This window comes from Burkholderia sp. S171, from assembly GCF_009766085.1.
Lineage (GTDB): Bacteria > Pseudomonadota > Gammaproteobacteria > Burkholderiales > Burkholderiaceae > Caballeronia.
Genome location: NZ_LMUF01000064.1, coordinates 1,269 through 1,721 on the forward strand (window position 1 = coordinate 1,269; position 453 = coordinate 1,721).

The 453-nt window shown below is 61.8% G+C and carries 1 protein-coding gene; it reads left to right on the forward strand.

The features are described from left to right. A partial coding sequence (locus GSQ93_RS34875) for an ATP-binding cassette domain-containing protein (RefSeq protein ID WP_158940967.1) occupies positions 1-453 on the forward strand: 453 nt, incomplete at both ends.

Here is a 453-nt window from a genome sequence, read left to right on the forward strand (position 1 = left end):
CGTCTCAAGCGGCCTCGCTTACGTACCGCAAGGACGCGACATCTTCGGCCGCCTGACCGTAGAGGAAAACCTGCTGGTGGGCGCGGCGAGCCGCAAGTCGCCATCGAAAGTACCGGACCGGATCTACGACCTGTTCCCGGTGCTCAAGGAGATGAAAAGCCGGCGCGGCGGTGACTTGTCGGGCGGCCAGCAACAGCAGCTTGCGATCGGCCGGGCATTGATGAGCGAGCCGCAACTGCTGATTCTCGATGAACCCACTGAAGGCATTCAACCGTCCATCATTCAGGATATCGGGCGCACGTTGCGTCAACTCGTCGATGAAATGGGCATGACGGTGCTGCTCGTGGAGCAGTATTACGACTTCGCTCGCGAGCTGGCTGACCGCTACTGGGTGATGAGCCGAGGCGAGATCGTAGCCGGTGGGGCGGGCGCGGATATGGAAGCGGAAGGCGT